2 protein-coding genes are annotated in these 450 nt (G+C 60.2%); both read right to left on the bottom strand.

All coding sequences use genetic code 11. From position 1 onward, the window contains the following. A partial coding sequence (locus AACY52_RS31235) for a hypothetical protein (protein ID WP_339561530.1) occupies positions 1 to 222 on the bottom strand: 222 nt, incomplete at its 3' end. Between the two features lie 10 nt (positions 223 to 232). Continuing rightward, positions 233 to 450 (bottom strand): hypothetical protein (locus tag AACY52_RS31230; protein ID WP_339561529.1); only part of this gene is annotated, 218 nt, incomplete at its 5' end.

Here is a 450-nt window from a genome sequence, read left to right as displayed (position 1 = left end):
CTCATGGGCTCCTCCGGGGGTGGGTGTGGGTGATTGTGGGCGCGAAAGTGCGAGAGTGGCATTGGCCAAGTCGCGTATTTCGTTGTCGCATTCGAGGTTCGGGTCGACCTTGTGCCCGACGTATCGAATTGTCCGCTCGGCCAATGCCGTGGCTGCTTCACGCAGTTCCGCAATCTCGGCTTCAAGGTCGCGGATAGATCGTTCCCTTCGCATGATGCTCACGCCATCCTCCTCAATGCTCTGCCGGAATGTCGATCTCGACCAGCTTGCCGGTCTGTGTCGATTTCAGCGCCGCATCGAGCGCGTCGTGCGCGTAGCGGAAGGCGCGACGACGATCATGGCGACTGCCGGCGGCTTGCGAAAGCTCGACCAGGCATTCGGCGAATTTGGCAATGGCGTAGGTGAGATCGACGATGACCTGACCGTCAGGATGTCTCTTGCCATGCTGAC

Source organism: Pseudomonas sp. EA_65y_Pfl1_P113 (genome assembly GCF_963970525.1).
Taxonomy (GTDB): Bacteria; Pseudomonadota; Gammaproteobacteria; order Pseudomonadales; family Pseudomonadaceae; genus Aquipseudomonas; species Aquipseudomonas tritici.
Note: the sequence above shows the minus strand (reverse complement) of the source record. Positions and strands in the feature narration are given on the sequence as shown.